General features: G+C 64.8%; 26 protein-coding genes. 16 read left to right on the top strand and 10 right to left on the bottom strand.

The window, feature by feature from the left end; genetic code table 11:
* Positions 1 to 6 precede the first annotated feature (6 nt).
* The 6 genes from aspS (at position 7) to KM031_RS04760 (ending at position 6,427) form a co-directional block, all read left to right on the top strand.
* Complete coding sequence (aspS, locus tag KM031_RS04785) at positions 7 to 1,977, top strand: aspartate--tRNA ligase (protein ID WP_215503407.1); 1,971 nt, start codon at positions 7 to 9, stop codon at positions 1,975 to 1,977.
* Positions 1,974 to 2,480, top strand: coding sequence for a DUF1993 family protein (locus KM031_RS04780; RefSeq protein WP_215503406.1), 507 nt, complete (start codon positions 1,974 to 1,976; stop codon positions 2,478 to 2,480). Before aspS ends, KM031_RS04780 begins: the two co-directional genes overlap by 4 nt.
* A gap of 136 nt (positions 2,481 to 2,616) precedes the next feature.
* Entirely contained in the window at positions 2,617 to 3,984 is a 1,368-nt protein-coding gene (locus tag KM031_RS04775; RefSeq protein ID WP_215503405.1) for a DUF1800 domain-containing protein, read from the top strand.
* 10 nt (positions 3,985 to 3,994) lie between these two features.
* On the top strand, positions 3,995 to 5,218 hold the full coding sequence (locus KM031_RS04770; RefSeq protein ID WP_215503404.1) for a DUF1501 domain-containing protein: 1,224 nt from the start codon (positions 3,995 to 3,997) through the stop codon (positions 5,216 to 5,218).
* A gap of 63 nt (positions 5,219 to 5,281) precedes the next feature.
* Positions 5,282 to 5,992, top strand: coding sequence for a GNAT family N-acetyltransferase (locus KM031_RS04765; RefSeq protein ID WP_215503403.1), 711 nt, complete (start codon positions 5,282 to 5,284; stop codon positions 5,990 to 5,992).
* 81 nt (positions 5,993 to 6,073) lie between these two features.
* Complete coding sequence (locus KM031_RS04760; protein WP_215503402.1) at positions 6,074 to 6,427, top strand: MliC family protein; 354 nt, start codon at positions 6,074 to 6,076, stop codon at positions 6,425 to 6,427.
* Positions 6,428 to 6,445: 18 nt separating this feature from the next.
* Here the strand turns inward: KM031_RS04760 and KM031_RS04755 are convergent, their stop codons facing one another.
* Positions 6,446 to 7,162 (bottom strand): response regulator, encoded by a 717-nt coding sequence (locus tag KM031_RS04755; RefSeq protein ID WP_215503401.1) that lies wholly within the window; start codon positions 7,160 to 7,162, stop codon positions 6,446 to 6,448.
* 198 nt (positions 7,163 to 7,360) lie between these two features.
* Here KM031_RS04755 and mce point away from each other — a divergent pair, with 198 nt between their 5' ends.
* Positions 7,361 to 7,765 (top strand): methylmalonyl-CoA epimerase, encoded by a 405-nt coding sequence (gene mce, locus KM031_RS04750; RefSeq protein ID WP_215503400.1) that lies wholly within the window; start codon positions 7,361 to 7,363, stop codon positions 7,763 to 7,765.
* Positions 7,766 to 7,768: 3 nt separating this feature from the next.
* A complete protein-coding gene (locus KM031_RS04745; protein WP_215503399.1) occupies positions 7,769 to 8,059 on the top strand; it encodes a DUF1467 family protein in 291 nt (96 codons plus the stop codon).
* A 26-nt stretch (positions 8,060 to 8,085) separates the two neighbouring features.
* Here the strand turns inward: KM031_RS04745 and KM031_RS04740 are convergent, their stop codons facing one another.
* Positions 8,086 to 8,778 (bottom strand): EI24 domain-containing protein, encoded by a 693-nt coding sequence (locus KM031_RS04740; protein WP_215503939.1) that lies wholly within the window; start codon positions 8,776 to 8,778, stop codon positions 8,086 to 8,088.
* Positions 8,779 to 8,785: 7 nt separating this feature from the next.
* Complete coding sequence (locus tag KM031_RS04735; protein ID WP_215503398.1) at positions 8,786 to 9,364, bottom strand: nitroreductase family protein; 579 nt, start codon at positions 9,362 to 9,364, stop codon at positions 8,786 to 8,788.
* A 199-nt stretch (positions 9,365 to 9,563) separates the two neighbouring features.
* Here KM031_RS04735 and KM031_RS04730 point away from each other — a divergent pair, with 199 nt between their 5' ends.
* The 3 genes from KM031_RS04730 (at position 9,564) to KM031_RS04720 (ending at position 11,037) form a co-directional block, all read left to right on the top strand.
* Entirely contained in the window at positions 9,564 to 10,028 is a 465-nt protein-coding gene (locus KM031_RS04730) for a transglycosylase SLT domain-containing protein (protein WP_215503397.1), read from the top strand.
* Between the two features lie 3 nt (positions 10,029 to 10,031).
* Complete coding sequence (locus KM031_RS04725; protein ID WP_215503396.1) at positions 10,032 to 10,295, top strand: DUF167 domain-containing protein; 264 nt, start codon at positions 10,032 to 10,034, stop codon at positions 10,293 to 10,295.
* 118 nt (positions 10,296 to 10,413) lie between these two features.
* Positions 10,414 to 11,037, top strand: coding sequence for a GcrA family cell cycle regulator (locus tag KM031_RS04720; RefSeq protein WP_215503395.1), 624 nt, complete (start codon positions 10,414 to 10,416; stop codon positions 11,035 to 11,037).
* A 130-nt stretch (positions 11,038 to 11,167) separates the two neighbouring features.
* Here the strand turns inward: KM031_RS04720 and glpX are convergent, their stop codons facing one another.
* The 3 genes from glpX to KM031_RS04705 form a co-directional block, all read right to left on the bottom strand.
* On the bottom strand, positions 11,168 to 12,133 hold the full coding sequence (glpX, locus tag KM031_RS04715) for a class II fructose-bisphosphatase (protein ID WP_215503394.1): 966 nt from the start codon (positions 12,131 to 12,133) through the stop codon (positions 11,168 to 11,170).
* 143 nt (positions 12,134 to 12,276) lie between these two features.
* Positions 12,277 to 13,572 (bottom strand): homoserine dehydrogenase, encoded by a 1,296-nt coding sequence (locus KM031_RS04710; protein WP_215503393.1) that lies wholly within the window; start codon positions 13,570 to 13,572, stop codon positions 12,277 to 12,279.
* An 86-nt stretch (positions 13,573 to 13,658) separates the two neighbouring features.
* Positions 13,659 to 13,949 carry a hypothetical protein gene (locus KM031_RS04705; RefSeq protein ID WP_215503392.1) on the bottom strand — a complete coding sequence of 97 codons (291 nt, stop codon included), beginning with the start codon at positions 13,947 to 13,949 and terminating at the stop codon, positions 13,659 to 13,661.
* Positions 13,950 to 14,072: 123 nt separating this feature from the next.
* Here KM031_RS04705 and KM031_RS04700 point away from each other — a divergent pair, with 123 nt between their 5' ends.
* On the top strand, positions 14,073 to 14,672 hold the full coding sequence (locus KM031_RS04700) for a TetR/AcrR family transcriptional regulator (protein WP_215503391.1): 600 nt from the start codon (positions 14,073 to 14,075) through the stop codon (positions 14,670 to 14,672).
* 12 nt (positions 14,673 to 14,684) lie between these two features.
* Here the strand turns inward: KM031_RS04700 and KM031_RS04695 are convergent, their stop codons facing one another.
* Genes KM031_RS04695 through KM031_RS04685 form a run of 3 tightly spaced genes read right to left on the bottom strand, consistent with a single transcriptional unit; the run spans position 14,685 to position 17,381 of the window.
* Positions 14,685 to 15,278 carry a TadE/TadG family type IV pilus assembly protein gene (locus tag KM031_RS04695; RefSeq protein WP_215503390.1) on the bottom strand — a complete coding sequence of 198 codons (594 nt, stop codon included), beginning with the start codon at positions 15,276 to 15,278 and terminating at the stop codon, positions 14,685 to 14,687.
* Positions 15,279 to 15,285: 7 nt separating this feature from the next.
* Positions 15,286 to 15,837 (bottom strand): TadE/TadG family type IV pilus assembly protein, encoded by a 552-nt coding sequence (locus KM031_RS04690; RefSeq protein WP_215503389.1) that lies wholly within the window; start codon positions 15,835 to 15,837, stop codon positions 15,286 to 15,288.
* Positions 15,834 to 17,381: a VWA domain-containing protein gene (locus tag KM031_RS04685; RefSeq protein WP_215503388.1), complete on the bottom strand. Its 1,548-nt coding sequence runs from the start codon at positions 17,379 to 17,381 to the stop codon at positions 15,834 to 15,836. Before KM031_RS04685 ends, KM031_RS04690 begins: the two co-directional genes overlap by 4 nt.
* 435 nt (positions 17,382 to 17,816) lie before the next feature.
* On the opposite strand from KM031_RS04685, the gene KM031_RS04680 reads away from it, so the two are divergent.
* Both KM031_RS04680 and KM031_RS04675 read left to right on the top strand, forming a co-directional pair.
* Positions 17,817 to 19,247: a Glu/Leu/Phe/Val family dehydrogenase gene (locus KM031_RS04680; RefSeq protein ID WP_370879083.1), complete on the top strand. Its 1,431-nt coding sequence runs from the start codon at positions 17,817 to 17,819 to the stop codon at positions 19,245 to 19,247.
* 80 nt (positions 19,248 to 19,327) lie between these two features.
* Positions 19,328 to 19,732: a hypothetical protein gene (locus KM031_RS04675; RefSeq protein WP_215503387.1), complete on the top strand. Its 405-nt coding sequence runs from the start codon at positions 19,328 to 19,330 to the stop codon at positions 19,730 to 19,732.
* Here the strand turns inward: KM031_RS04675 and KM031_RS04670 are convergent.
* Positions 19,723 to 20,361, bottom strand: coding sequence for a cation efflux transmembrane domain-containing protein (locus KM031_RS04670; protein ID WP_215503386.1), 639 nt, complete (start codon positions 20,359 to 20,361; stop codon positions 19,723 to 19,725). The genes KM031_RS04675 and KM031_RS04670 overlap by 10 nt on opposite strands.
* An 86-nt stretch (positions 20,362 to 20,447) precedes the next feature.
* On the opposite strand from KM031_RS04670, the gene KM031_RS04665 reads away from it, so the two are divergent.
* The gene (locus KM031_RS04665) at positions 20,448 to 20,876 is read left to right on the top strand and encodes a MerR family transcriptional regulator (RefSeq protein WP_215503385.1); all 429 of its coding nucleotides are present in this window, start codon (positions 20,448 to 20,450) and stop codon (positions 20,874 to 20,876) included.
* Positions 20,877 to 20,992: 116 nt separating this feature from the next.
* Positions 20,993 to 22,243 carry a sarcosine oxidase subunit beta family protein gene (locus KM031_RS04660; RefSeq protein WP_215503384.1) on the top strand — a complete coding sequence of 417 codons (1,251 nt, stop codon included), beginning with the start codon at positions 20,993 to 20,995 and terminating at the stop codon, positions 22,241 to 22,243.
* Positions 22,244 to 22,286 lie beyond the last annotated feature (43 nt).

Below are 22,286 nucleotides of genomic sequence, written 5' to 3'. Positions count from 1 at the left end.
AGCGTGATGCACGCCTATCGCAGCCATACTTGTGCGCAACTGAACTCGGACCATGTGGGCCAGAATATCCGGCTGGCAGGCTGGGTGCATCGGGTGCGCGATCATGGTGGCGTGTTGTTCATCGACCTGCGCGACCATTATGGCATCACCCAGGTCATCGCCGATGCCGACAGCCCCGCCTTTGCCGGTCTGAACACCGTGCGCGCGGAATGGGTGATCTGCATCGACGGGCTGGTGAAGGCGCGCGACCCGTCGCTGGTGAACCCCAAGCTGCCCACCGGGCAGATCGAGGTCTATGCCCGCGAGATGCGCGTGCTGGGCGAGGCCGCCGAACTGCCGATGCCGGTGTTTGGCGAAGTGGATTACCCAGAGGAAACCCGGCTGACCTATCGCTTCCTCGACCTGCGCCGCGACAAGCTGCACAGCAACATGATGCTGCGCTCCAATGTCGTGCGCTCCATCCGCAACCGGATGTGGGATCAGGGCTTCAACGAATTTCAGACGCCGATCATCACCGCCTCCTCGCCCGAGGGCGCGCGCGATTTTCTGGTGCCGTCGCGCCTGCATCCCGGCAAGTTCTATGCCCTGCCGCAGGCGCCGCAGCAGTTCAAGCAGCTGATCATGGTGGCGGGCTTTGACCGCTATTTCCAGATCGCGCCCTGCTTCCGCGACGAAGACCCGCGCGCCGACCGCAGCCCGACCGACTTCTATCAGCTCGACATCGAAATGAGCTTTGTCGAGCAGGAAGACGTGTTCGCCGCCGTGCAGCCGGTGATTCAGGGCATTTTCGAGGAATTCGCGCCGGGCAAGAAGGTCTATTCCGACTGGACCCGCATCGCCTATCGCGACAGCCTGAAATGGTATGGATCGGACAAGCCCGACCTGCGCAACCCGATCAAGATGCAGGATGTCTCGGAACATTTCCGGGGTTCGGGCTTTGCGATCTTCGCCAAGCTGCTGGAGCAGGAGGGCACCGAAGTGCGCGCCATTCCGGCCCCGACCGGCGGCAGCCGCAAGTTCTGTGACCGCATGAACGCCTACGCCCAGAAAGAGGGCCTGCCGGGCATGGGGTATATCTTCTGGCGCAAGCGGGAAGAGATTGCGGTCGACGATGACCATATGTCTCCTGTTATCGCTGCGCTAATGGGCATATCTGAAGAGGATAGAATTGCTCACAATAGCCTTCTAGATAAGCTGAGTGTTTTGACCGATAAACTGGGCATTGCAGAAATCGTTGCGGCTTTGGAAGCTAACGATCTGGAGCGTGTCCGTTTCTTGACGCAGGCATATTTTGGTGAATTTGAAGCAGCCGGTCCACTTGCGAAAAACATTGGCCCAGTGCGCACCGAAGCGATCCGCCAGCAACTCGGCCTTGGCGTCGGCGACGCCGCCTTCTTCCTCGGTGGCAAGGCCGAGCAGTTCGAGGCGGTCGCAGGCCGTGCCCGCAACGAGATCGGGCGTGAGCTGGGCCTGACCGAGCAGAATTGCTTCAAATTCGCCTGGATCGTCGATTTCCCGATGTATGAGAAAACCGACGACGGCAAGATCGACTTCAGCCACAACCCCTTCTCGATGCCGCAGGGCGGGATGGAGGCGCTGAACGGCGACCCGCTGAATGTCTATGCCTATCAATATGATCTGGCCTGCAACGGCTATGAGCTGATTTCCGGCGGCATCCGCAACCACAAGCCGGAAATCATGTTCAAGGCGTTCGAGCTGGCCGGGTATCCTAACTCCGAAGTCGAAAAGCGCTTTGGCGGTATGGTCAAGGCGTTCAAATACGGCGCGCCGCCCCATGGTGGCTGTGCGGCGGGCATCGACCGGATCGTGATGCTGCTGGCGGATGAGGCGAATATCCGCGAAGTCATCATGTTCCCGATGAACCAGCGCGCCGAAGACCTGCTGATGGGCGCGCCGTCCGAGCCGATGAACGCGCAGCTGCGCGAGCTGAACCTGCGGGTGGTGCCCAAAGAGTGACACCGCCGCTGTTCTCTGCCTCGGTTCCGGTCTTTGCCCATTATCTTGGGCAGATGGAGGCCATGGTGGAGCGCACCAAAGGCCGTGAGGCGATATTGGGGGCGCGGCTTGCCCCCGATATGTTCACCGCCGGGCAGCAGATTGCCACGGCGGCGGGCTTTGCGCTGCGGGTGGCCTGTCCGCTGGCGGGGCAAGCGGTGCCCGCCGATGCCGATCACGGTATGGACCGTATCGGCCTGCTGCGCCGGATCGTGGCAACCCGGGCCGCACTCGCCGCGCTGGACCCGGCGGATTTCACCGGCGCCGAGGCGCGCATGATCCGCCATCGCGCCGGTTTTGCCGAATTGCATCAGGACGGCGCGACCTTCCTGCATCTGTTCGGCATGCCCAATTTCCTGTTCCATGCCAGCATGGCCTTTGCCGTGCTGCGCGCGCAGGGGCTGGAGATCGGCAAGGCCGATTTTGACGGGCTGCATGATTACCCGCACGGCTTCCGGTTCTGACCTGATCGGGCCGGGCAAAAAGCCGCCGCCGCACAGGGCGGTGATGGCGCAAGGGCTTACATCTGGCAGGCCGAGGGTTATCTAGGGGACAGACGCTTGTGCGGGCGCCTGCGCGCTTGCCCCGACGGAGAGCCCGATGCCTGATCCTTCCGAAATTGCCGCGTTCCGATTTGGGTTTGGCCTGCCGCAGGCCCGGTCCGCCGCCACTACGCCCGAGGCGATTCTGGCGGCGCTGTCCGGCCCCGATCAGGGTATGGCGCTCTGGCCCGGTCCCAGCGAAGACGAGATCCTGTCGCTGCACCATGAGGCGCTGATTGCCCGCCGGGCCGTGCGAAAATCCGGCAACGACAAGGTGTTGCGCGAAGCCTATAATGGTCTGGCCAGACAGGTCGACCGGCAGGAAGCGCAACATGCCCGGCTGTTCTTTGCCCGCGCGCTGGATTCACCCGATGCCTTTCGCGAACGCTTGTCGTGGTTCTGGAGTGATCATTTCACCACCATGGCCAAGTCGCGGCAGGATCGCGGTTTTCCGGGCGGAATGACCGATCACGCACTGCGGCCGCATCTGGCCGGGCGGTTCAGCGCGCTGTTGCGCGCCGCCGTGCTGCATCCGGCAATGCTGCTCTATCTGGACCAGTCGACCTCAATGGGCCCGGGGTCGCCTGCGGGCAAGCGCCGCAAGACCGGGCTGAACGAAAACCTCGCGCGCGAATTGGTGGAACTGCACACGCTGGGCGTCGGGGCAGATTACGCGCAAGAGGATGTGCGGCAGTTGGCAGAGCTGCTGACCGGCGTGGCCTTCGAGCCGGGCGTCGGGCAGGTGTTCCACCCGCGTCAGGCCGAGCCGGGGCCGGAAACCGTGCTGGGCACCCGGTATGCGGGCGAGGGCATGGCGCCTGTTCTGGCGGCGCTGGATGATCTGGCGCGCAGGCCCGATACCGCCCGCCATCTTGCGCGCAAGCTGGCGGTGCATTTCCTGACCGACACGCCGGATGAGCAACTGGTGGAGCGGATGGCCGAGGCCTATCTGCGCCACGATACGGCGCTTCTGCCGGTTTATGAGGTGATGCTGACCGACGCATCCGCCTTTGCTGAGCCGCGCGTGAAGGCGCGGCAACCGGGTGAGTTTCTGGTGGCCAGCCTGCGGGCGCTGAACTTGGGCGGGGCGCAGGTGATGCGGATGGCCCCCAAGCCGTTTCAACGGCTGTTGCGCGATCCGCTGGCGGCGATGGGCCAGCCCTGGGCGCGCCCGCGTGGCCCCGATGGCTGGCCCGAAGCTGCTGCCGCGTGGATTTCTCCGCAGGGTCTGGCGGCGCGTATCTCCTGGGCGATGGAGGTGCCGGGGCTGCTGGTCGAAGGCGGTATGCCTGATCCGCGCGCCCTGCTGGATCAATGTCTGGGCGGTCTGGCAGGAGAGCCGCTGCGCATTGCGGCGGCCCGATCGGAATCCATCCGCGAAGGGGTGGGGCTTGTGCTCGCCTCGCCCGAATTCAACCGGCGCTGAGGAGGCGAAGATGACAGATCTGAACCGGAGACTGTTTCTGCGCGGCAGCGCTGCCACCTTGCTTGGCTGTTCGGCGGCGGCGCATCCGCTGCTGACCACGGTCACGCTGGCCGCCGGGGCCCCGGCCTTGGGCGAAAACCGGCTGGTGGTGGTGATCCTGCGCGGGGCGATGGACGGGCTGGATGCGGTGCAGCCGCTGGGCGATCCGCTGTTCACCCGCTATCGCCCCACCCTTGGCGTGCAGACCGGGGCACAGACACTGGACGGCTATTTCGGCCTGCACCCCAATCTCGCCGCGCTGCTGCCACTGTGGCAGAAGGGCGAGTTGGGCTTTGTGCATGCGACCTCCACCCCTTACCGCGACAAACGCAGCCATTTTGACGGGCAGGATATTCTGGAGGCGGGCACCGGGCTGGATGTGCCGCAGGCCGAAGTGCGCGATGGCTGGCTGAACCGTATGTTGCAGGTGGTGCCGGGCCTGACCGCCGAAACCGCCTATGCCGTGGGGCGCGAGGCTTTGCCGCTGCTGACGGGCGCGGCCACCGTTCGCAACTGGACCCCCGATCTGAAACTGGCGCTGACGCCACAAAGCCGCCTGCTGCTGGAACATATCTATCACGACGACGATCTGTTCCGTGATGCGGCGCAGGAGGCGATGGAACTGGCCGCCGAGATGGATCTGGACCGGATGTCGGGCGAGACGATGCAGGCGGGCGCGGCCAAGGCCCCGAAGCGGCTGGCCGATCTCGACAAACTGGCGCAGTTCGCGGCAGAGCGGCTGCGCGGAGAAACCCGCATCGCGGCGTTTTCGCTGTCGGGCTGGGATACGCATCGTGCGCAGCGCGGGTCTCTGGGGCAAAGCCTGACCGGGCTGGAGCGGCTGGTGCTGCAATTGCGCAGTGGGCTGGCGGGCGATTGGGACCGCACGCTGGTGCTGGCGATGACGGAATTCGGGCGCACCGTCGCCGAAAACGGCACGCGCGGCACCGACCATGGCACGGGCGGCGCGATGCTTCTGGCGGGGGGGGCGCTGAAAGGCGGGCGGGTGATGGGCCGCTGGCCCGGGCTGGCCGAAGCCGATCTTTATGACCGGCGCGACCTGATGCCCACGACCGATGTGCGCCACTGGGCCGCCTGGGCGATGCGCGGGCTCTATGGGCTGGACCGCTCGGTTCTGGAAAACGCGGTCTTTCCGGGGCTGAGCATGCAGGACGACCCCGGCCTTCTGCGCTGAGCGCGGCCCGTTGCGCTTTGCATCTTTGCCGCCTAACGTGGCGAAAATGCGGGAGAGAGCGGGATGCAGGCGCGGGATATCGGGGCACGGCTGGATGGGTTCAAGGCACCGCCGCATCCGTCCGGTGTGCTGTTGCGCGGGGCGCATGTGCAGCTTGAACCGCTGGAGGCCGAGTTGCACGCCGCCGATCTGCACCGTGCCTTTGCGGCGGATGATGCGGTGTGGGATTACCTTGGTTATGGCCCCTTCACCTCGACCGCCGCCTATCATCGCTGGGTGAAGGACCATGAGGCGAGCCGCGATCCGGTGTTTTTCGCGCTGCGCGATCTGGCCACGGGCCATGCCGCCGGGCAGGCCTCGTTCCTGCGGATTGATCAGGGCCATGGCGTGATCGAGGTCGGGCATCTGTGTTTCGCCCCCGAACTGCAAAAGACCTGCGCCACGACCGAGGCGATGTTCCTGATGATGCAATGGGCCTTTGATGCGGGGTATCGCCGGTATGAATGGAAGTGCAACGCGCTCAACATGCCGTCGCGCCGGGCCGCACAGCGGCTGGGGTTCAGCTTTGAAGGCATCTTCCGGCAGCATATGATCACCAAGGGCTGCAACCGTGATACGGCATGGTTTTCGGTGATCGACAGCGAATGGCCGGGCCTGCGCGAGGCGTTCCGGGCGTGGCTGGCCCCCGAGAACTTCAGCCCCGAGGGACGGCAGCGTGAAAAACTGGGCGATCTGACCGGGCTGGTGCGCAGCGGCAGCGATCCGGCGCTGTAACGTCAGGGCAGGGGCGGGGCCATGGCGTTGCGGGGACGACGGCGCGCCGGTAGTCTGCCGCAGAGCTCGCCGGAGGATCCTATGCTGCGCCTGATCACGCCCATCGCCCTGTCCTTTGCCCTGCCGGTTCTGGCCGATACCGCGCCAGAGCCTGCACAACCAGCGACCGATCTGCTGACACAGACCTATCACTGTGATCGTGGTGCGCAGGTCTTGGCCACCTATATCAACATTGGGGCCGACAGCTTCGCCGTGCTGGGCTTCGAGGGGCGGCAGATCGGGTTTTCGATTGCACAAAGCGCGTCGGGCGCGCGTTATCTGTCGGTCGATCCGGCACTGCCCTTTGTGTGGTGGACCAAGGGTGACACCGCCATGATGCTGTATGGCAGCGGCGATGACGAGGCGATGATCTATGCCGAATGTGTGCTGCGCTGAACCACCCATGTCACGGGGCTAATCTGCGGGGCGCGGGGCAATCAGCTGGGCAGGCGGTGTGGCCAGCCGCGCCGCCAGCAACTCGGCAAGATCTGCCTTGTCGACGGCAGTTGCCAGCGGCACATCCCCTGCCGTGCGTGCCACACCCAGCACAAAGCAGCTGACATAGTCCGCCACGCTGCCGGTCGGGTGTGCGGCCAGCAGGGCGGCGGCATGGGCCAGATCGTCGCGCAGCGCCAGCGGATCGGCGGCAGGCGCATCGCCATCGTCCATGCAGGCCCTTCCGTTGCGACCTGGCAGCAGCGCCAGCAGGCTGGCCTGAAACGCCGCAGGGCCGGGAAACGGCTTGCCCAGAAACCCGTCGGCCCCCGCCGCCATCGCGGTGGCGCAACGCTCTGGCGCGCCGCTGATGCCCAGAATCACCGGGCGCGGTCGCGCCAGCGCCGCCAGATCCCGGATCAGATCCTCGCCGCGCCCGTCGGGCAGGCCCATATCCGCCAGCACCACATCGGGCCGGTAGAGCCGCAGATGCGCCCGTGCGGCCTGCAATGTCTCGGCCCGCCGGAGCCGTGCACCGGAGCGCTGGCACAGCAGGCGCAGCGCGTCGCAGGCGAAACGGCTGTCCTCCACCGCAAGAATGGTCAACCCGCGCAGCGGTGATCGGGCCATCAGGGCCATATCGGTGATCGGCAGAGCCGGCGGCAGGTGAACGGCGGATGCGGTTGGCGCTGGCATAAGGCCTCCTTGGCTGTCGCATCAGTAGCGCAGAAAACCCCTAACGACCCGCTAATGCCCGCAGACCTGTGGCAGGGCCTGCGACCGAAGCCCCTCTTGCGGGATCAGGCCCGACACCGCATAAGCAATGCGCGCAAGGCTTTGGCCCGCCTTGCCGCAGACAGACCCAACTCGGACCCGGCAGAGGAGAGCGCAGAAATGATCGGACGTTTGAACCATGTGGCAATTGCCGTGCCGGATCTTGAGGCGGCAAGTGCGCAATACCGCAACACGCTGGGCGCTTCGGTGCGTGAGCCGCAGCACGAGCCGGATCATGGCGTGACCGTGGTGTTCATCGACCTGCCGAACACCAAGATCGAACTGCTGTATCCGCTGGGAGAAAACTCGCCGATCCAAGGGTTTCTGGACAAGAACCCGGCAGGCGGCATCCATCACATCTGCTATGAGGTCGATGACATCCTGGCGGCGCGCGACACGCTGAAAGCCTCGGGCGCGCGGGTGCTTGGTTCGGGCGAGCCGAAGATCGGCGCGCATGGCAAGCCGGTGTTGTTCCTGCATCCCAAGGATTTCAATGGCTGTCTGGTGGAACTGGAACAGGTCTGAGCCATGACCATCACCGCCGCCCTCATCCTGTTTGCCGTGACCTGGTTCATGGTGTTTTTTGTTGTGCTTCCCATCCGGTTCACCGCGCAGGCGGATCATGGCGATGTGGTGCCGGGCACGCCGAAATCGGCGCCTGCGGATCATCTGGTGGGCAAGAAGGCCAGGATTACCACGCTGATCACGCTGGTGGTCTGGGTCGGGCTGATCTGGTTCATCACCAGCGGCATCCTGAGCGTGCGCGACATTGATTTCATGGGGCGCATGGGCCCGGCCCCGCTGGGGCAGGTAGACTAAGGGGGCAGGTGCCCCCTTTGCCCGTCTCAGCCCTGCGCGCGGTTCAGGCGGTGGAACATATGGGTGAAGGTGGCAACTCCCAGCACCGGGATCACCAGATTGAGCAGCGGAATGGACAGCGGGGCCGCCATCAGCGTGCCTGCGATCCAGATGGCGGCGCTGTGACGGCGGCGCAGCGCCTTTGCCCCCTGACGCCCGAGCCTGCGCATGGCCACCAGCGTGAAATATTCACGGCCCAGCAGAAAGCCGTTCACCGCCCAGAACACCACCGGGATCAACGGCCCGGCAAAGGGATAAAGCGCCAGCGCAAACAGGTTGGCCGCGATCAGCAGGCCAAAGAAGTTCAGCGCGTCGATTAGGCTGTCTGACAGTTTCAGGCGCGGCGCGGGGGGCAGGGCGGCATAATGGCGATCCTCGACCGCCTGCACCACATCCTCCATGAACAGCCCTGAAAACAGCGCGGCCACCGGCATCATCAGGAACACCGACAGGCCGGTGATCAGCAGCACCGATCCGATGGACAGCAACGTGTCCAGACCGCCCACCGGCCCGACAAACGGGATCTCGACCGAAGCTGGCGCGAACCATTCGATCAGCGCCAGCGTTCCGGCATAGACCCCGATCAGCAGGGCAATGGTCAGGGCCAGACCCAGCAACAGCACCCGGCGAAAGCGCGGGTCGCCGATCTGGCCAAGCGCCTTGCCAAAATCACTGAAAATCATCGGCTTACTCCGTGATCCATTGGGTCAGGCGGGCAATGTCTGGGCGGGGCCGGTCTGGCGGTGGCGTGGTTTCGGTGCCGATATGCACGATGCCCGCCACGGTTTCCTGCGGCGCAAGGCCAAAGGCGGGTTCTGCAAAGCCGCGATCATGGCTGACCCAGCCTGTCAGCCAGCACGCGCCCCAGCCTGCCGCCAGCGCGGCGTTCACAAGGCCAAGGCAGGCCGCCCCCGCCGACAGGATCTGTTCAATTTCGGGCACCTTGTCCTGCGCCTTGGGGCTGGCGATCACCACAACCGCCAGATTGCCCTGATCGAACTGCCCCCGGCCCTTGGCGATCCGTTCCTCGGTGCCGCCGGTGGCGCGGGCGCGGGCTTCGGCCAGATCGGCCAGCCGGATCATTGCCGGGCGCGTCAGCACCAGTAGCCGCCAGGGTTCCAGCTTGCCATGATCGGGCACCCGCAGGGCGGCGGTCAGGATCGGGGTCAGCTCTGCCGGGGTGGGCACCGGCAGTGACAGGGTCTTGGCCGGGCGGGAGCGGCGGGTCAGCAGAAAGTCCAGCGCGGCAGGGTTCGGGTTGGGCATCGGTCAGTCCTTGGCGGCACGGCATTGCGTGCCGCCGCCGCAAGATAGGCGCGGGCGCGGCCCGGGGGAAGCCCGTGCCGCCGGAAATCGCGGGGCAGGGTTGCGCCATAGGCGGCAGCCTGCATCCGCGCCATGCCGGGGGCTTTCGCACCTGCGCGCAACTGGCTATCACAGGGGAAATCGGATCGGAGCCTGCCCCATGACCCTTCTTACCCGCCGCAGCCTGATGGGCCTGTCGTTCGTGGCGCTTGTGGCCGCCTGTGGCCGCAAGCGCACCCCCGAGGCCAAGCGCCCCAGCGGGCCGGAAGGCTCGGCCGAGGTGAACCGGCTGATCCGCAAATATGCGCAGGAATATGATGTGCCGGAAAAGCTGGTGCATCGGGTCGTCAAACGTGAAAGCGGCTACAATCCGGGGGCGCGCAATGGCCCCTATTACGGATTGATGCAGATCCTGCCGCAGACGGCGCGGACCATGGGCCATCGTGGATCGCCCGAAAGCCTTCTGGATGCCGAGACCAACCTGAAATACGGGGTGAAATATCTGCGCGGGGCCTATCTGGTATCGCGCGGGCACCATGACCGCGCGGTCGGCTGGTATTCGCGCGGCTATTATTACGAGGCAAAGCGCATGGGTCTGCTGGAAGAGACCGGGCTGCGCAGCTGAGCCATGGCCAAGCCGCCGCTGACCGATCTGCGCGCGCTGGCGTTGCCGGGGGCGGAATTTGCGTTGCGGGTGACGCCGCGCGCCTCGCGCAATGCGTTGATCCGTGATGCGGATGGGCTGCGCGCCTATGTGACGGTGGTGCCCGAGGATGGCCGCGCCAACCGCGCCGTGCAGGATCTGCTGGCCGAGGCGCTGGGGGTGGCGAAAACCCGGCTGACCCTGCTGCGCGGGGCCACGGCGCGCGACAAGCTGTTCCGGCTGGACTGAACTGCGCTGCCGCTGCGCGACAGGTCACGCTCGGCGCTTGTATCTGCGGCAGGGGCAGGTAAAATAGCGCCCAACCCCGGCCCCGATGGCCTGCGGGAAATCCTAGCCGGAGAGTAGCATGTCCTGGACCGACGAGCGCGTCGAGACGCTCAAGAAGATGTGGGCCGAAGGCCAGAGCGCAAGCCAGATCGCCAAAGAGCTTGGCGGTGTGACGCGCAACGCCGTGATCGGCAAGGTGCATCGTCTGGGTCTGTCGAACCGCGTCGGCGGCACGGGCGGCAAGGAAGACGAAGACGAGGTGATGGAGGCCCCGGCAGCCCGCGCCGAGCCGGTGAAACCCACGCCCGAACCCGTTGCCGCCGCCCCGCGTGCGCCCGAGCCGCGCGTGGTGCCGGACCGTGCGCCGTCGCAACCCGCTGCGACCGTGGCCAGCAACACGGGTGTCGCGCCGATCCCGCTGCGCAAGGCGATCATTCCGGCAGGCCAGCCGCTGCCGCCGCAGCCTTCGGCCAATGAGATCAGCCCCGAGGCGCTGGCCTCGGTGCGCGAAGTGGAAAAGCGCGCCAAGCGGCTGACGCTGATGGAACTGACCGAACGCACCTGCAAATGGCCGATCGGCGATCCTGCGACCGAGGATTTCTGGTTCTGTGGCCTGCCGTCGCAGGCGGGCAAACCCTATTGCGACGCGCATGTCGGGGTGGCGTTCCAGCCGATGAGCGCGCGGCGCGACCGTCGGCGCTGAACCGCTTGTATATCGGATCTGATCCCGGCCCGGAGTTTCTGCTCCGGGCCGTTTGCTTTTGGGGCGGGCAGGGGAGCGGGCATAAAAAAGCCCCCGTCGCCGGGGGCCTTTGGCTGCGGTGAGTGCAGGGTCACTTCACCGGGCTGCGATAGCTCATCCGCCGCACGGATCCGGTTTTCGACCGCATCAGCAGGGTTTCGGTGGTCATCCAGCCCGGCTCGGTCTGGATGCCTTTCAGGATCGAGCCTTGCGTCACGCCGGTTGCGGCAAAGATTACATCGGCGGTGACCATTTCGTCGCGAGTATAGACGCGGTTCAGATCGGTGATCCCCGCCTTGGCGGCGCGGCCACGTTCGTCATCGTTGCGGAACAGCAGCTTGCCATAGATCTGACCGCCCATGCACTTCAGCGCCGCTGCCGCCAGCACGCCCTCGGGCGCGCCGCCCGAGCCCATATACATGTCGATCCCGGTGGTTTCGCTTTCAGCGCAGTGGATGACGCCCGCCACATCACCATCGGTGATCAGCCGGATCGCCGCCCCGGTGGAGCGGACTTCGGCAATCAGATCCTCGTGGCGCGGACGTTCCAGAATACACACGGTGATGTCCGCGGCCTCGCAGCCCTTGGCCTTGGCCAGCGCGTGAACCCGCTCTGCCGGAGACATTTCCATCGTCACGGTATCGGGGGCAAAGCCCGGCCCGATGGCCAGCTTTTCCATATACACATCCGGCGCGTGCAGCATGGTGCCGCGCGGGGCCATGGCGATCACGGTCAGCGCGTTCGGCATGTCTTTCGCGGTCAGCGTGGTGCCTTCCAGCGGGTCCAGCGCGATGTCGACCGCCGGGCCTTTGCCGGTGCCGACCTCTTCACCGATGAACAGCATCGGGGCCTCGTCCCGCTCGCCTTCACCGATCACCACCACACCGGCGATGTCGAGCAGGTTGAGCTGGTCGCGCATCGCATTGACGGCGGCCTGATCGGCGGCTTTTTCATTGCCGCGACCGATCAGCTTGGCCGAGGCAAGGGCTGCCGCCTCGGATACGCGGGCAAGGCCCAGCGAAAGCATACGATCCTGAAATTCCTTGGCGTCGGCCATGATATTGTCCCTGTCCGGTGAATGGCTTTGCCCCTTCCCATATCGGGGGCAGGCGGGGGCAACAAGTATGTTGGCGCTAACAGGGCCAGGCCAAACCGTTTCGGCTGCGAAACGATCTGGCCAAGCCTTCAAGCGGGTCTGGATCAGACCTCTTCGATGCGGATGGCGACAGGATCGCCGACCAGAACCCCGGTCGCCGCGAAATGCGACAGGGCATGGCTGATGTCGGCGGGGGCGGCCTTGTGGGTGACGAACAGCACGATGGCGTCATCATCCTCGTCGCCCGGCTGGTTGATCTGGCGCATCTGGTCGATGGAGATGCCCGCCTCGCCCAGACAGGTGGCGATCTTGGCCAGCGCGCCGGGTTTGTCCAGCAGGGTCATGCGCAGGTAATAGGGCGCGGGCGTTGCCGATTTCGCGGCAATCGGCGTCGCCAGCGTGGCGGCGGGTTGGCCAAAGGTCGGCAGGCGGATGCCGCGCGCAATGTCCAGCACATCTGCCATCACGGCGCTGGCGGTCGGGCCTTCCCCGGCGCCGGGGCCGCGCAGCACGATCTGGCCGACGGAATCGCCTTCCAGCACCACCATATTGGTGCCACCCTGCAACTGGCCCAAGGGGCTGGCGCTGGGCACAAGGCAGGGGGTCATGCGCTGTTCCAGTCCACGGCCAGACAGTTGCGCCACACCCAGCAGCTTGATGCGATAGCCCATGTCCTCGGCATGGCGGATGTCGTCGATCGACACGGCACCGATGCCCTCCAGCTCTACCGCGTCAAAGCTGACCTTGGTGCCAAAGGCGATGGCGGCCAACAGGCTGAGCTTGTGGCCCGCGTCGATGCCCCCCACGTCAAGGTTGGGATCGGCCTCCAGATAGCCCAGTTGCCGGGCCTCCTCGAACACCACCTCATAGGGCAGGCCCGCGCTTTGCATCCGGGTCAGGATGTAGTTGCAGGTGCCGTTCATCACGCCCATCACGCGTTTGATGCCATTGGCGGCAAGGCCTTCGGTCAGCGCCTTGATGACGGGGATACCGCCGGCCACGGCGGCCTCGAAGCGGATCACCCGGCCTGCGGCTTCGGCGGCTTCGGCAAGGGCCTGACCGTGATGCGCTAGCAGCGCCTTGTTCGCGGTAACCACATCCTTGCCCGCCGCAATCGCGGCTTCGGTTGCGGCCCGGGCCGGGCCGTCATGGCCGCCCATCACCTCAATGAACACATCCACGTCGTCGCGCTGCGCCAAAGCGACAGGATCAGTTTCCCAGGCATAGGCAGACAGATCCGCATCGCGGTTTTTCTGGCGGTCGCGGGCAGAGACGGCGGTAATCACCACAGGACGCCCGGTGCGGGTGGTGATGAGGTCCGCATGACGCTGGACAATCTTCACCACTCCGATGCCGACGGTGCCAAGACCGGCCAGCCCGAGACGCAGAGGCGCAACCATGATAATCTCCGTTTTTGCTTGCAAGTCTGTTAGCCTGCCTGCGCGCGCGGTGCAATCAGCCACAGGCAGGGCTGGCGGCTACAGGCTCAGCCGCGCGCGTCGATGGCGGCGGCCAGCCGGGCGCGGGTGGCCGGATCATTGACCGGGCCGCGCATGGCGGCGGCACGGGCGCGCAGGGCTGCCGCCCGGCCCATCAGCGGGGCAGGGGCGGCAACGGCGGTTCCCGGCGGATCCAGACGCGCCTGCGCCACCAGATCATCCAGCGGCAGGATGCGCGGCGCCGCGCCACTGGCCGGGGCCGCAGGCAGGGCGAGATCGGGCATTTCGGCGCAGGCCGCAAGGGCGAGGCAGAACAGCATGGCAAAACGGTGCGGCATTGATCTCTCGCTTGGGGCGCGCGCGGGGCGTGGCCGACCATACAGCCAGCATCGCGCCCCCGGCAAGATGCGGTTGCAAGCGCATGGGGTTGAACTGAACGCCTGTTCAGATAGCATGGGCCCATGGCACGCAAGACCGGCTCTCATTCCGAAATCACCGGCCCGCGCATCCGCGCCGCGGCCCAGCATCTGTTCGCCCGGCACGGCTATGCCGCCGTCTCGATGCGCCAGATCGCCGCCGAGGTGGGGGTGCAGGCGGGGGCGCTGTATCTTTACACCCCCGACAAGCAGAGCCTGCTGGCCGATCTGATGCGCGACCATCTGGAAAGCCTGCTGGCGGCAACGGCCGCCCTGCCGCCGCAGCCCAGCCCGGCAGATCGGCTGGCGCAGTTTGCCCGGTTTCACATCGGCTATCACATCGAACGGCCCGACGCGGTGTTCATCGCCTATATGGAATTGCGCAACCTTGAACCGGCGCAATTCGCCGAGATCGAGGCCCTGCGGCGGCGCTATGAGGATGTGCTGGAGGATATTCTGCGCGCAGGCCACCGCGCCGGGCAGTTCAGCATCCCCGACAGCAAACTTGCGACCATGGCGCTGATTGCCATGCTGACCGGGGTGACGAACTGGTATCGCGAGGGGGGGCGTCTGCGCCGCCACGATGTCGAGGCGATCTATGCCGATATGGCGCTGAAATCGGTGGGGGCGCTGGCGCAGCCCTGAGGCTGTGCCTGATCAGGTGCAGCCGCCCGGATTGTTGAAGTTCACCGCCGTCACAAAACGCGGGCGGGTGGCCACGAACTGCCGGATCGTCAGGTCATTGATGCCCACATCGAACACCGGCGTGAAATCCACTTCGCTTTCCACCAGCAGCAAGGTGTCGGCATTGGCGGTGGTGGGCATCTTGTCGGCATAGTCCTGCACGGTTGTCGTGGTCAGCCGGGGCAGGGCCGCCTGATCGAGCGAGCAGGACCATTGCACCTCGAAGCGGTTTCTGGCCGCGACCCACATCACGCTGGTAAAGCGCAGGCGTGGCTGTTCATCGCCGGGCAGCAGGAAGGCCATCAGCGTTTCCATGCCATTGGCATAGGTCACGTCGGCATTGACCTGAAGCCGCGAAAAGGCATCGGCCACCGTGAAGGTGGTTTTCTGCACCTGATTGATGCTTTTGTAAGCATCCCAATAGACATAGAGGCCGAAGGCCGCCCAAAGCAGCATGGGCAGGATCAGCAAACCCTCCACCAGCACCGATCCATCCTCGCGGCGCAGAAACCGGCGCAACAGGCGAAGGGGGGACAGGCGGGCGATGTGCCGGGCGGGCGTGCTCATATCTGCCTCACGGTTCATTCACGAAGGCCGAGGCCGCGACCAGACGATAGCCGCCCATGCCGTCTTGCGACAGGCCAAGGGCAACGCCGGTCGAAGGGAACAGCGCGTCGGCCCGTGCGCAGGCGCGCACGATCATCATTTCGCTGCGGGCACCGGACTCGGGGTTGATGGCCAGCGGCAGGTCAATCGGTTCGGCCCGGTCACGGCAGACCACCCCGCCCGCAGGCATGATCCAGGTCGTTGTATCCACCTGCTGCATGTCCACCTTCAGGGTGCTGCTGCATTCGGTCAGGAACACCACGCGGTCGCAGATGGCGGCCTTCAGCTCGTCATGGGTGGGCGTTTCGCCCAGATGGCCCAGACGCAGATCGCGCATGGCAATATCCAGCGCGCGGTCCAGCATGGTTTGCCGCACCATCATCACCCCGGTTTCAAACGAGGCCATGAATACCGACATGAACACCGGGATCATCAGGACAAATTCGATACTTGCCGTTCCATCCTCGCGCCGGAAGCGGCGGAGGCGGGCGGCACAGAACGCCCGCACTGCACGTATCATTGCGTGAGCCTCAGATAGCTGATCTGGTTGGCGATGGAGCGGAACACGGTCTGGATTTCAAGCCCGGTGGCCGAAAAGTAATGCGCATCCGAGGTGGCGCAGTTCTGAATCTGCACCCGGCCGTTCGACGGCGCCTCGAAGGCGATGCCATAGACCACGATGCCCGCAGACTTGGCCGCGGTGCAGACCTGCTGCATCCGGCTGTTCTTGGTCGAAGAAACCGAGTCGGTGATATTGTTGAACCATGTCGACGTGCTTTGGCCGAGCGGGCGGGCAAAGAAGTTATAGGCGACGTAGTTGACCGAATAGGTGGTAAACACTTGCGGCCACGTCCAGTTGCTGACGCCCGACGGTTTGGTGGACCAGTTGCCGGTTGATATGTTGTAATAATCCGAGCTCGTATTCGACCGGTCATGGAAGGCATAGAAAGTGCCACCCGACGACCGCCACACGTTGGAACTGCCAGAGCGATAGGCGGAGGTCAGGGTATATTCCGTGGTGTTTTCACCGTCAGTCATCACCACCAGAACCTTCAGCGTGTCGCCGGTGTCACGCTGCAACGGCCGGTCGGAATATGCGGCGGATACCTTTCCCTGATTGATCAAGCCGTCAATCACCGGACCTGCCGTCGGATCCAGAAGCAGCGCGCCCCATTTCACGCCAAGGTCGATCGAGGTGTTGCCGCCTACTACAAGCCCGTTGATCTTGCCTTTCAGCGCGGTTGCACTGTCGCTCAGCGCAAGCACCTGATTGGCAGCGTGATGGGTGCAGTTGAAGGTCGACGGCGCGGTGCTTGTGCCCGCGAAGGGATCGAAGTGGCCGTTGTGGATATAGGCCGTGGTGCGGGACAGGCCGGTGGTGGTAAAGGCACTGTCCGGCAGTTCCATGCAATAAGAGTTGGTGTGCAGATCAGCCACATTGAACTGATCCATCAGCGGTTTGCCCAGATTGACCTGCGCGCTGTAGGGAATGATCGAGATGGTGGCTTTGCCAGGTTCGGAATTGGCAAGGATGGTATCGACGAAGTCGCGGGCCGCAGGCCGCAGGTTGTTGATGCGCGAGCCATCCATGGAGCCGGAGATATCCAGCACCAGCGACACTTCGACGTTGGAGATACGCTCTTCTGCGCCGCTGTCGGCCGCGACGTTGAATTCATCAATGCCCATCAGGTGCATGAAGAAGGGGTTGGTATCGGCCTTGGCCTCGGCATTCACCACGCGAAAGTTGATGCCTTCGTCGACGGTAACGCCCGAGAGGTATTCAGAAATGCCGGCCTTGTCGAAGTAATCTTCGACGACGGCGGTTGCATCGAGGGTCTGGTTGAGGTTGGCTGCGGCCAGAACGCTGCGGTCCAGCGTCTGCTGCAACAGCACCCGCTTTTCCTCGTGGCGCATGATGTCGATGGCAAGGCCACCGATCAGCACCATCAGCATCAGCATGATCATGCCGAGGGGCAGCAAGGTGCCGTCCTCCTGGCGCCAGAAGCGCGTCATGGCATGGTGTCTGCCCGTGGCGGCAGCGCCGCCCTTGGCTTGCGTGTTCATCCCTCAGTCCTTTCTGCGGACCACCCTGGCAACTCGTGTGGCAATGCTCGTTACAGGCCCGGCCGCTGATCCCTGTGGGGCAGCTACGGGTCTTGATCATCGCGCATGATATATTCGTACTTAGGGCGGAAATGTGGCACCAAGACGGAGGGTTAGGGGAAAATCAGACCATGCTGGAAACAGGCGGCGGGCTGGTCTGGGGATTGTCGGCGCAGTCGCAACAACCAAATCAGTTTCCCGGCCAAAGATGGTCAAACTACGGCAAAGATACGGCAGGAACCGCGCAGTTTCACACAATGATAACGAATCAGTGCCAAACCGTCAGCACGGCTGCGGCGGCTTCGCGCATTGTGTGGTGAAATTTTTAGCAGTCGGTTCTAAGCTTGCCTGAGAAACGACCCGATCAAGGGTCGTCACCTTTGTGGGAGAATGCGAATGCTGGCGCAGAATGAGCCGAGTTTCCGTGAGTCCGTGGATCTGATGTTCAACCGGGCCGTGCGCCTGATGGATCTTAGCCCCGGGCTGGAGCAGAAGATCCGGGTCTGCAACTCCACCTATACCGTGCGATTCGGGGTGCGGTTGCGCGGCAAGATCGAAACCTTCACCGGCTATCGCTCGGTCCATTCCGAACATATGGAGCCGGTCAAGGGCGGGATCCGCTATGCGATGAGCGTCAATCAGGACGAGGTGGAGGCGCTGGCGGCGCTGATGACCTATAAATGCGCGCTGGTCGAAACGCCGTTTGGTGGCTCCAAGGGCGGATTGTGCATCGACCCGCGGCAATGGGACGAACACGAACTGGAACAGATCACCCGCCGCTTTGCCTATGAGTTGATCAAGCGCGACCTGATCCACCCGGCGCAGAACGTGCCCGCCCCCGACATGGGCACGGGTGAACGGGAAATGGCGTGGATCGCCGACCAATATGCCCGGATGAACACCACCGACATCAATGCCAAGGCCTGCGTGACCGGCAAGCCGCCACATGCGGGCGGGATTCAGGGCCGGGTGGAGGCCACCGGGCGCGGCGTGCAATATGCCCTGCGCGAATTCTTCCGCCACAAGGACGACAAGGCCAAGGCCGGCCTTGCGGGCGACATCGACGGCAAGCGCATCGTCGTGCAGGGGCTGGGCAATGTGGGCTATCATGCCGCCAAGTTCCTGAGCGAAGAAGACGGTGCCAAGGTCATCGCCATCATCGAACGCGACGGGGCCTTGCTGGATGACAAGGGCCTGGCCGTCGAAGAGGTGCGCCAGTGGATCGCCAAACACGGCACGGTCAAAGGCTATCCGGGGGCAGAGTTCACCGAGGATGGCGCGGCGGCGCTTGAACTGGCCTGTGACATCCTGATCCCGGCGGCGATGGAGGGCGTGATTCACAAGGGAAATGCCGCCCGGATCAAGGCCCCGCTGATCGTCGAGGCGGCGAATGGCCCGATCACCTTTGGCGCCGATGAAATCCTGCGCCAGAAGGGCGTGGTGATCATCCCCGACATGTATGCCAATGCGGGCGGGGTGACGGTGTCCTATTTCGAATGGGTCAAGAACCTCAGCCATATCCGCTTTGGCCGGATGCAGCGCCGCGCCGAAGAGGCGCGCTCGCGCTTGCTGGTGGAGGAACTGGAGCGGCTGTCGGCGGATCAGCATCTGGGCTGGTCGCTGGGTGACGGCTTCAAGGAAAAGTTTCTGCAAGGCTCTGACGAACTGGCACTGGTCCGCTCCGGTCTCGATGACACGATGCGCACCGCCTATCAGGCGATGCGCGAGGTGTGGCACGGGCGCGGCGATGTCGAGGATCTGCGGGTGGCCGCCTATATCGTGTCGATCAGCCGCGTGGCACAGACCTACAAGTCCAAGGGTCTGTAAGGCTCCCTGTCACGGGGGCTTGCGTTGACTTTGGCGCGGGACGGTGTTTAACCGCCCGCGTCCGCCATCGGAGCGCCCCCATGTCCTCTTCCTTCGCCCGCCTGTTCTGCGCGCTGTTTCCTGCCATGATCGTGACCCTGGCCCTGATCGTTCTGGTCGGCGCGGGGGCCTATTACGTCACCACCGGCAATGGGCTGACCGCCACGGTTCTGGCGTTGGTCGGGGTGGCGCTACTGATCGCGCTGTTTGGAATGGTTGCCCTGATGATCGAGAACAACCAACTGCTGCACCGGATTGCGACGGCGGTGGAAACCACGCCGCGCGGCATGCCGCAGGTGGCAGCCGCGGCGATGGCCGAAGACAAGGGCCCGTCGCTGGTGGCAACCCGCGTCACGGCGGCCCCGGCGCGCGCCGCCGCAGTCCCGCAGGGGCGGGTAGAACCCGTCCTGACCATCAGCCGCCGCACCGCCGCACCTCAGCCATGAGGCGGATGGGCGCAGGCCGGGGCCGTGCGCTCATGTGCGGCGCGGCGCAGGATCTGCACCGCTGAGCTGAGAAACAGCCCCGCCATCAGCGCCGCCACGATCAGGTCAGGCCAGCCCGATCCGGTCAGCGCCACCAGACCGGCCGCCCCCATCACCGCGATATTGCCCACCGCATCATTGCGCGAACACAGCCAGACCGAGCGCACATTGGCATCGCCGTCGCGCCAGCGCATCAGGATCAGCACCGAGGCCAGATTGGCGGCCAGCGCCAACAGGCCCACCGCGCCCATCACCTCGGCGCGGGGCAGGCCGGGCGCCAGCGCCTGCCAGAGCGTCGCCCCGAACACCCAAAGCCCCATCGCCGCCAGCGACAGCCCCTTGAGCTGCGCCACGCGCGCGCGCCGGGCCAGTGGCATGCCGATCACCGCAAGGCTCAGCCCATAGGTCACGGCATCGGCGCAGAAATCCAGCGCATCCGCCTGCAGCGCGCGACTGCCCGACAGCGCGCCTGCTGTCATTTCCACCGCGAACATCGCGGCATTCAGCACGATCACCGCAACCAGCGCCCGCCTATAGGCGGGGCTGGTGCCGTCAAAGCGCACATCATGGCTGTGGCAGGATGCCGACATATCTTTGCTCCTCGTCTCTGTCTGACTTGTCTCTGTCGCAAAGGGGCGTAACATCTACAGTCGCTGGAGCTGCAAGAGGTTTTTCCATGCGCGACTACACAATCGGCGAAGCGGCGCGGGACAGCGGTGTGAAGGTCAACACGATCCGCTTTTACGAAGAGCGGGGGCTGCTGGCCGTGCCACCGCGCTCGGGTGGCAATCAGCGGCTCTATGATACGGCGGCGGTGGCGCGGCTGCGCTTCATCCGCCATGCGCGGGATCTGGGCTTCGGCCTGCCCGCGATTGCCGATCTGCTGGAGCTTGCGGGCCACCCGCAGGCAGCCTGTGCCGATGCGGATGCCATCGCGCAGGCGCAGCTGGCCGAGGTGGAGCGCCGCATCCTCCATCTGACGGCGCTGCGGGCCGAGCTGCTGCGGATGCTGGACTGCGGCGGCGGCGGTGCCGTCGCCGATTGCCGGGTGATCGAAAGCCTGGCGGATCACGCTCATTGTGCCGGTCCGCATGACGAACCCTGATTTGCGACGCAATTTGTCGCGCAGGGGCAAGGTTTTCGTCAGAAGGGCTTGATATTTGTCGGTATCCCCGTTTCTCTGGCCCTGATCCTGCGGATCGGCAAGCAAAAGGCTGCACCATGCGATATTCCGGGCTGAAGGTCATCACCGAGGGGCTGTTCGGCAATACCGGCTGGCGGCCTGCCTGGCGCAACCCCGCGCCCAAAGCCGAGTATGATGCGATCATCATCGGCGGCGGCGGCCATGGCCTGTCGACCGCCTATTACCTGGCAAAGAACCACGGGCTGACCAATATCGCGGTGCTGGAAAAGGGCTATCTCGGCGGCGGCAATGTGGGGCGCAATACCACGATCGTGCGCGCCAATTACTTCCTGCCCGGCAACAGCGAATTCTACAGCCATTCGTTGAAGCTGTGGGAAGGGCTGGAGGCCGATCTCAATTACAACGTGATGCACAGCCAGCGCGGCCTGATCAACCTGTTCCACTCCGATGGCCAGCGCGACGCCTTTGCCCGGCGCGGCAATGCGATGATCAATCAGGGCGATGATGCCGAACTGCTTGACCGCGACGGCGTGCGCAAACTGCTGCCCTATCTCGATTTCGAGCAGACGCGCTTTCCTATCTACGGCGGCCTGCTGCACCGGCGCGGCGGCACTGCGCGGCATGATGCCGTGGCCTGGGGCTATGCCCGCGCCGCCGATCAGCGCGGTGTGGACCTGATCCAGAATTGCGAAGTGACCGGCATCGACATCGAAAACGGGGTGGTGCGCGGGGTGCAGACGACGCGCGGCGCGATCCGGGCGAAAAAGGTCGGCATCGTGGTGGCGGGCCGGTCGTCGCAGGTCGCGGCCATGGCCGGGCTGCGCCTGCCGATCGAAAGCCACATCCTGCAAGCCTTCGTGACCGAAGGGCTGAAGCCGGTGATCGACCATGTGATCAGCTTCGGCATGGGCCATTTCTATATCAGCCAGTCCGACAAGGGCGGTCTGGTCTTCGGCGGCGATCTGGATTTCTACGCCAGCTATGCCGCGCGCGGCAACCTGCCGATGGTGGAACATGTGATGGAGGCAGGTATGACGCTGATGCCGATGATCGGTCGTGCCAAGGTGCTGCGCTCCTGGGGCGGTATCATGGATATGACACCCGACGGCTCTCCGGTGATCGACAGGACCCATGTCGAGGGCCTGTATCTGGATTGCGGCTGGAACTACGGCGGCTTCAAGGCCGTGCCGGCCTCAGGCTTCTGCATGGCGCATCTGATGGCCACCGATCAGCCGCATGAGGTGGTACGCGCCTTCCGCCTGGACCGTTTTGCCACCGGCCATCTTCTGGATGAAGAAGGCACCGGCAGCCAACACAACCTGCATTGAGTGCCGGTATGCGCCTCCCTCTGACCCTCCGCCCGCATCCCGC

The sequence above is a fragment of the Gemmobacter fulvus genome, assembly GCF_018798885.1.
Lineage (GTDB): Bacteria > Pseudomonadota > Alphaproteobacteria > Rhodobacterales > Rhodobacteraceae > Gemmobacter > Gemmobacter fulvus.
This window is presented reverse-complemented; position numbering and strand designations above follow the sequence as displayed.